This is a genomic window from Avibacterium endocarditidis (genome assembly GCF_002921145.1).
In the GTDB taxonomy this organism is placed as follows: Bacteria; Pseudomonadota; Gammaproteobacteria; order Enterobacterales; family Pasteurellaceae; genus Avibacterium; species Avibacterium endocarditidis.
Map to the genome: position 1 here is coordinate 1 of NZ_PQVI01000071.1, position 8007 is coordinate 8007.

Here is an 8007-nt window from a genome sequence, read left to right on the forward strand (position 1 = left end):
ATATTTTATAATTTAATTTGTAGAAATTATTTCTCTTAATTTTCTAATGTGTTAATAAGATTTTCATCAAAATCTAAAAATAATTCAAGAAAGTTTAAATCCGCTTTAGGTTTAAAAGGGCGTAAAATAACATCACCATTTTTACCTTGTAGAATCTCTATTGTATCCAGATCTAAACGAAAGCTTGAAGGAATTTGTACTGCTTGGCTATTTCCACTTTTAAATTGAGAACCAATTAATCCCCTACAAAGAAGATTGGCATTTCGATAGTTATTTTGATTAGTCAAAAAATAAGGCTAACTGAAAAGTTAGCCTTTGGTGTTACAATAAATCACATTTTCTCAACAGTCTTAATCCCCAACAGATCCAACCCTTGTTTTAAGGTTTTCTCTGTGAGTAAGGCCAATTTCAAACGGCTGAGTTTAATGCTTTCATCTTCATTGTTAAGAATTGGGCAATGTTCGTAGAAACTGGAGAACACGCCAGCTAATTCATAAAGATAGGCGCAAAGAATATGTGGTGAACCTTCTTTTGCCACTTGTTGGATTGCTTCTTCAAACTGGAGCAATTTAATGGCTAAAGCACGCTCTTTTTCATCGACTACTTTGATTGGCGCATCTGCAAGCTGTGCAGGGCTAATGCCAGCTTTGTTGAAAATGGAGCGGATACGCGTGTAAGCATATTGCATATAAGGCGCGGTGTTGCCTTCAAAGCTGAGCATATTATCCCAATCAAACACATAATCGGTAGTGCGATTTTTGGATAAATCCGCATATTTCACTGAGCCAATTCCCACCGCTTCCACTACGGCTGATTTTTCCTCAGGAGAAAGTGCGGTGCTTTTTTCGCTAATTAATTTATCCGCACGCTCGATGGCTTCATCAAGAAGATCCGCTAATTTTACTGTGCCACCGCTGCGTGTTTTGAACGGTTTACCATCTTTGCCAAGCATCATTCCAAAGTTTTTATGCTCTAATTGGAAACTCTCTGGCACATAACCTGCTTTGCGGGTAATCAACCACGCTTGTTGCATATGCTGGCTTTGACGGGTATCCGAGAACACCAATACGCGATCGGCTTTTAAGGTTTCATAACGATATTTGGCGGCAGCGATGTCTGTGGTGGTGTATAAAAATCCACCATCTTTTTTCTGCACGATCACGCCCATTGGATCGCCATCTTTGTTTTTAAATTCATCAAGATAAACCACCAATGCGCCATCATCTTCCACGGCCAATCCTTGCGCTTTCAAATCTTCCACAATAGCAGGGAGCATTGGGTTATACAGGCTTTCGCCCATCACATCTTTTTCTGTTAAGGTAACGTTTAGGCGATCGTAATTGCGTTGATTTTGTTGCATTGTAATATCAACCAATTTTTTCCACATTGCGCGACAGTATTCATCGCCACTTTGCAATTTCACCACATAACCACGGGCTTTTTCAGCAAAGGCTTCATCGTTGTCGTAATGTTCTTTCGCCGCACGGTAAAAGGCTTCTAAATCGCTTAATTCCATTTCACTAGCGTGTTCATTTTCCATTTTTTCTAAATAGGCGATAAGCATACCGAATTGCGTTCCCCAGTCACCAACGTGGTTCGCACGGATCACGTTATGCCCTAAAAACTCAAGGGTACGCACTACGGCATCACCAATAATGGTTGAACGCAAATGCCCAACGTGCATTTCTTTTGCTACATTAGGTGAAGAATAATCCGCCACGATGGTTTCTTTTTTATCCGTGTGAATGCCAAGGTGATCGTCTTTTAATGCGGTTTGCACGTTATCCGCAAGCCAAGTTGGTGAAAGAAAAATATTAATAAAGCCAGGGCCTGCAATTTCAATTTTGTCGGCAATAGGGCTAAGATCAAGATGTTCTAGCACTTTTTGTGCAAATTCACGGGGATTTAAACCCAATTTTTTCGCCGCTGCCATAATGCCGTTAGCTTGATAATCACCAAATTGTGGTTTGTTAGATTGGCGTACTAGGGCTTCGCATTGTTCATCAGCGCCTGCTTGGATCATCGCGTGCTTAATTTTGTCAGATAAAATGGATTGAATATTCACGGTTTATCCTTAATTTTTAATTGTGAAAATAAAATAATACGCTATGATACCTTCTTTCTGAATTAAGACAAAGACAAAGCAAGAAAAAATGACAAGAGCGGTGCAAAATTTTTCATTTTTTGACAACCCTTTCTTTTCCTACGATGAGTTTGCCAAATTTGAGCAGCATATTTTACAACTAGCGGAAAAAATGGCGTTGCCGTTGCAAGATTATGTGATTGATCATCTTGCTGTGCGAGTGAACAGCGAGCAATCCGCGCAACGCTGGCTCAGTGAGTTATTAAAGTGCGGTAAAATTTTAAGCGATAATTTCGTTAATGGGCGAAAAATCTATCTTATTCAATTAGATACACCATTAACGTTTGCTAATCAGCAAGTGCAAATCGTGGAATTGCCGTTCCCGAAAAATAAACAATATCCACAAGAAGGTTGGGAGCATATTGAAGCGGTTATTCCTTTTTTGCCTAAGGAAACAGCAAATGCGTGGATTGAACGGATAAATTCACATTTTTTATGGAACAAAATCACAGATGTACGCGTCAAAGTGAGTGAACCTAAGGTAGAGGGTGAAACGCTCCCAAATCCTTCAATTGCAGTGAGTGGTGATAACGCCGTGTGCATTAAGGTGCATCCTTATCATATTAAGACGATTGTGGCGTCTTGATAAGGGAATAAAGATAATTAGTTAAATAAAGGTGTATTTCTTATGAAAAAAATGAGTTTAGCATTAGCGATTTTAATGAGCTTGGGCTTAGCAGGTTGCGCAAATCAGGATATTTACAGCGGTGATGTGTATTCTGGCGGACAAGCAAAAGAAGCGCGTTCAATCAGCTATGGCACAATCGTTTCTGTAAGAGCGGTGAAAATTCAAGCGGAAAATGAAGGTGTGATCGGCACAGTTGGTGGTGGTGTGCTTGGTGGTATCGCAGGTTCTGGCATTGGCGGCGGCACAGGTCAAGCTATTGCAACGGCTGTAGGCGCAATCGCGGGTGCGGTAATTGGTAGCAAAGTAGAAGAAAAAGCAAGCCAAGTGAATGCACAAGAATTAGTGATCCGAAAAAATGATGGTAAGCAAATTGTTGTTGTACAAAAATACAACGAAAAATTTGTTCCGGGTGCAAAAGTTCAAATCGTAGGCGATTCAAAACTTAATGTATCGGTGATGTAATTTTTTCTTTTAACAAAGTGCGGTGATTTTTCACCGCATTTTTTTATGCGCTAAAAATGTGATCTAGCTCTCTAATCTCGTCAAACTCTGTTTACAATTCGTTAACACTTCCATATATTCTTTCAAGATGGTTGATTCTCAACCGCCATTTTTTCTTTTTATCCTATGTTATGGAGGTCTGATTTATGGATAGCGCAACGCTACTTCCTTTGGTGGGTATTCCCATTGTTGTAATTGGGTTTGCCTTACGTTTTAATCCTCTACTTGTGGTGGTTGCGGCAGGTTTAGCCACAGGTTTAATGGTGGGAATGGATTTTGGTCTGTTACTGGGAAACTTTCGGTGAAAAATTCATTAACAGCCGTTCTCTTGCCACATTTATCCTGATTTTGCCGGTTATTGGATTATTAGAATATTACGGCTTGAAAGAGCGCGCTCAGGCTTGGGTGGCGAAAATGGCAAGTGTTACTTCAGCACGCATTTTGATGCTTTATTTTGTGATGCGTGAAGCTACCGCCGCATTAGGTTTAATATCTTTAGGCGGACACGCACAAACTGTACGTCCTTTGCTTGCACCGATGACAGAAGGGGCTGCGGTCAATAAATATGGTGATTTACCACAGCATATTCGCGATAAAATCAAAGCTCATTCCGCCGCCTGCGACAATATTGCCGTATTCTTTGGAGAAGATATTTTTATCGCCTTTGGTGCGGTATTGCTGATTGATGCTTTCTTGAAAGAAAACGGCATCACCAACGTAGAGCCATTACACATTGGATTATGGGCAATTCCAACTGCGATTGCTGCATTAGTGATTCATATGTTCCGCCTTGTACGCCTTGATGCGAGTATTCATCGCGATGTGTTGGCGTGGCAAGCCCAAACAGGTAAAGCAACAGAGGAGGCGAGCAAATGACCTTAATCAGCATTAATTCCGTTTATTATTTAATTGGCATTATTGTGATGATACTCGTGGTAATGACCTTGCGTGATAAAGCAAATGCTAAACGATTTACCACCGCACTTTTCTGGTTCTTATTTGGCAGCATTTTCTTATTTAGTGATTTAATGATCGCTACCTTAGGAAAAGCGCTTACTTACCGCATTGTTGGGGCAGTTGTAATCGTCATTGCGTTATTGGCTGGACTTGGCTTAGTAGGAAAAGGCGAATACCCAATGGCAACTGATGAGCAACGTGAAGCTTCATCAAATAAATTGAAAAACTGGTTATTCTTGCCCGCAGTATTAATTCCTGTGGTTACAGTGATCGGAACGATCTTCCTGAAAGGCGTATCCATCGGTGGCGTATTCTTGCTTGATCAAAAATATCTCACCCTTGCTGCATTATGCTTAGCTTGTATCACCGCGTTATTAGTCGGTTGGAAACTCACAGGCGGCTCGCCATTGCAAGCGGTAAGCCAATCCAGACGTTTGGTGGACACCATTGGCTGGGCAGCAATTTTACCGCAAATGTTGGCAATGTTAGGCGGTGTATTTGTGGCAGCGAACACTGGGGAATCGGTGCAAAAAGTGGTGAGCTTGTTTATCGACCCAAATAATCGTTTCTTACTCGTTGCCACTTATTGCTTAGGAATGGCGCTCTTCACAATGATTATGGGTAACGCCTTTGCTGCTTTCCCAGTGCTAAGTGCGGGGATTGCCCTGCCGTTTTTAGTGACGATGCACAATGCTGATCCAGCACCGCTGTTTGCGATTGGTATGTATGCGGGTTATTGCGGTACATTAATGACCCCAATGGCAGCAAACTTTAATATCGTGCCTGCCGCATTGTTAGAATTAAAAGATAAATATCAAGTGATCAAAGTGCAGATTCCTTCTGCGGTATCTATTTTGATCGCCAATATTATTCTGATGTATTTCATTATTTTTTAGGGAGCAAGTATGAAACTCACTCAACAACAGGCGACTGAATTTGCCAATATGCCCTTGCAATTTTTACGCCAAGAATACCCAAATCATATAATGCACCTGCTTAATTCTGAAGCCGATGTGCAATCGCCGCGTCAGTTACACCCGATTTTTTACGGCTGTTTTGACTGGCATTCTGCGGTTCACGGCTATTGGCTTTTATTACGCTGTGTAAAAATTTATCCTAATTTAGACAGCAAAGCGGAGATCGAAAAATTATTCGCCGAACATTTCACGGCAGAAAATGTGGCGCACGAGTTGGCTTATTTTCACGCGCCATTCCGTGCTTCTTTTGAACGCCCTTATGGTTATGCGTGGATCTTGGCGCTTGCTCAAGAGCTTAAACAATCCGACTTACCGCAAGCAGAGCAATGGTATGAATTATTGCAACCGCTCACCTTGGATATTCGCCAAAAATTACTCGATTATCTAGGTAAATTAAGCTATCCAATTCGTGTTGGGACGCATTTTAACACCGCCTTTGCATTGGTTTTGGCGTTGGATTATGCAAGAGCAATGCAGGATCAAGAATTGGAAAATGCCATTTTACAGGCGACCGAACGTTATTATCGCCAAGATAAAAATTACCCAGCCAATTATGAACCCGCAGGGGACGATTATCTTTCAGGGGCATTAACGGAAGCCTTGTTAATGAGTAAAGTGTTAGCGGATTTCCCAGCTTGGTTTGCCGAGTTCTTGCCTGAACAACAGCTCAACACTTTGCTAAGTCCGGCAGAAGTGAGCGATCGTGCTGATCCAAAAATTGCCCATTTAGATGGCTTGAATCTGAGCCGTTCGTGGTGCTTCAAACACATCGCAAAAGCGCTACCTGCGGATCACGCCTTACAAACAGCACTTAAAAATGCCATTCAACAGCATCTTCAAGCAAGCTTAGATCACGTTGTAGGTAGTCATTACAGCGGTGCGCACTGGCTTGCGACCTTTGCCTTGTTGGCGTTGGAATAATCCATCACGTTGCTTTCGTTTAAAAAAGCAAACGATAAAAACTTGAGAAAAAATAACCGCACTTTGAGCGATTCGTCAAAGTTGCGGTTTTCTTTTGATCAGAAATAAAATCCCTTTTTCTTTTTTCTTTTTCTTTTTCTTTTTCTTAATTCTCCCTGCAATTTGGTATATGATAGGCATAAATTTTTATCGTAATCAAAAACGGATTTATGGCGAAACAATACCCTTCAAGCTCGAAAGATAAAAAAGTTGAGCAGATTAACATTCCCCCTCATTCCATTGAAGCAGAACAAGCGGTCATCGGCAGTATGTTGCTGACAGATGCCCATTGGGACGCCGTATCTGAGCGCATTATTGCCGAAGATTTTTATACCTTTGAGCATCGTCTAATTTTTCAACACATAATGAATTTGATCCGCAACAATAAACCTGTGGATCTTTTAACCTTAGATGAAACCTTAAAAGCCGCTGGCGTGAGCGAAGAAGTGGGCGGTTTTGCCTATTTAGCCGAGCTTTCAAAAAATACGCCAAGTGCAGCGAACGTGCTGACTTATGCGGATATTGTGCGAGAAAAAGCCATTTTGCGTGAGCTAATTGCGTCCAGTAATAAAATTGCTGAAATGAGCTATCAAACCAAAGGGCGAGATGTTAAAGAAATTCTTGATGATGCCGAGCGCGAAGTGTTTAGCATTGCAGAAAAGCGTACCACAGCGACCGAAGGGCCGCAAAATATCATTGATATTTTAGATAAAACCATTGATAAAATTGAATTGCTAAGCGCGAGCGAAACCCATAACGGGGTAACAGGGGTAACCACAGGGTTTATCGATTTAGACCGCAAAACAGCAGGCTTGCAACCTTCTGATTTAATTATTGTCGCCGCACGCCCTTCTATGGGGAAAACCACCTTTGCGATGAACTTGTGTGAAAATGCCGCATTAGCCAGTGATAAACCTGTGCTAGTGTTCAGTTTAGAGATGCCATCAGAACAAATTATGATGCGTTCCTTAGCCTCTCTTTCTCGTGTGGATCAAACGAAAATCCGCACAGGGCAAGGTCTAGATGAAGGGGATTGGGCGAAAATTGCCAGCACTTTAGGAGTGTTTAAACAAAAGCCAAATTTGTATATTGATGATTCTTCAGGCTTAACGCCAACCGAATTGCGTTCTCGTGCAAGACGAGTATACCGCGAACACGGTGGCTTGAGCCTGATTATGGTGGATTACTTGCAGTTAATGCGTGCGCCAGCCTTTTCTGATAACCGTACCTTAGAAATTGCAGAAATTTCACGCTCTTTGAAAGCTTTAGCCAAAGAGCTGGAAGTGCCAGTGATTGCCCTTTCTCAGCTTAACCGTACCTTGGAAAATCGCGCGGATAAACGCCCAGTAAACTCGGATTTGCGTGAGTCTGGCTCTATTGAGCAAGATGCGGATTTGATTATGTTTATTTATCGCGATGAAGTGTACAACGAGAATTCAGAAGAAAAAGGCATTGCGGAAATTATTATCGGTAAGCAACGTAATGGCCCAATTGGTAAAGTGCGGTTGAAATTTAACGGACAATTTTCCCGTTTTGACAACCTTAAAGATCAGCCAGAATATATTCACGAGTAGGCATTATGATTGATGTAAAACCCGCAACAGCAAAAATTAGTTCGCACGCATTAAAACATAACATCAAGGTGATCAAACAAAAAGCGCCAAATAGCAAGGTGATCGCGGTGGTAAAAGCCAATGCCTATGGACACGGCGTGGCGTTTGTGGCGTCCGTGTTGGAAGAATTTGTCGATTGCTTTGGTGTGGCACGTTTAGAAGAAGCGCTGACGTTGCGTTCCAACGGCATTACCAAGCCCATTTTATTATTAGAAGGCTTTTTCCGCG

Annotated in this window: 10 protein-coding genes; 8 read left to right on the forward strand and 2 right to left on the reverse strand. The window is 41.7% G+C overall.

What is annotated here, in order from left to right:
* Nucleotides 1–35 precede the first annotated feature (35 nt).
* Complete coding sequence (locus C3Z13_RS05580) at nucleotides 36–287, reverse strand: antitoxin (RefSeq protein ID WP_245872567.1); 252 nt, start codon at nucleotides 285–287, stop codon at nucleotides 36–38.
* Nucleotides 288–331: 44 nt separating this feature from the next.
* Nucleotides 332–2065 carry an arginine--tRNA ligase gene (gene argS, locus C3Z13_RS05585; protein WP_103855279.1) on the reverse strand — a complete coding sequence of 578 codons (1734 nt, stop codon included), beginning with the start codon at nucleotides 2063–2065 and terminating at the stop codon, nucleotides 332–334.
* An 88-nt stretch (nucleotides 2066–2153) separates the two neighbouring features.
* Here argS and C3Z13_RS05590 point away from each other — a divergent pair, with 88 nt between their 5' ends.
* The 8 genes from C3Z13_RS05590 to C3Z13_RS05620 all read left to right on the forward strand — a co-directional run.
* On the forward strand, nucleotides 2154–2729 hold the full coding sequence (locus C3Z13_RS05590) for a VOC family protein (RefSeq protein ID WP_103855280.1): 576 nt from the start codon (nucleotides 2154–2156) through the stop codon (nucleotides 2727–2729).
* Between the two features lie 42 nt (nucleotides 2730–2771).
* The gene (locus C3Z13_RS05595) at nucleotides 2772–3233 is read left to right on the forward strand and encodes an outer membrane lipoprotein (RefSeq protein WP_103853046.1); all 462 of its coding nucleotides are present in this window, start codon (nucleotides 2772–2774) and stop codon (nucleotides 3231–3233) included.
* Nucleotides 3234–3418: 185 nt separating this feature from the next.
* A complete protein-coding gene (locus C3Z13_RS12710; protein ID WP_281258780.1) occupies nucleotides 3419–3577 on the forward strand; it encodes a 5-oxoproline transporter, DUF969 family subunit in 159 nt (52 codons plus the stop codon).
* Nucleotides 3549–4148, forward strand: coding sequence for a DUF969 domain-containing protein (locus C3Z13_RS05600; RefSeq protein ID WP_281258781.1), 600 nt, complete (start codon nucleotides 3549–3551; stop codon nucleotides 4146–4148). The genes C3Z13_RS12710 and C3Z13_RS05600 overlap by 29 nt, the downstream gene beginning before the upstream one ends.
* Entirely contained in the window at nucleotides 4145–5125 is a 981-nt protein-coding gene (locus C3Z13_RS05605; RefSeq protein WP_103855281.1) for a DUF979 domain-containing protein, read from the forward strand. The genes C3Z13_RS05600 and C3Z13_RS05605 overlap by 4 nt, the downstream gene beginning before the upstream one ends.
* 9 nt (nucleotides 5126–5134) lie before the next feature.
* Nucleotides 5135–6127 carry a DUF2891 domain-containing protein gene (locus tag C3Z13_RS05610; protein ID WP_103855282.1) on the forward strand — a complete coding sequence of 331 codons (993 nt, stop codon included), beginning with the start codon at nucleotides 5135–5137 and terminating at the stop codon, nucleotides 6125–6127.
* A 209-nt stretch (nucleotides 6128–6336) separates the two neighbouring features.
* Nucleotides 6337–7740, forward strand: a complete 1404-nt coding sequence (locus tag C3Z13_RS05615; RefSeq protein WP_103855283.1) for a replicative DNA helicase — start codon at nucleotides 6337–6339, stop codon at nucleotides 7738–7740.
* Nucleotides 7741–7745: 5 nt separating this feature from the next.
* Nucleotides 7746–8007 (forward strand): alanine racemase (locus C3Z13_RS05620; protein ID WP_181022018.1); only part of this gene is annotated, 262 nt, incomplete at its 3' end.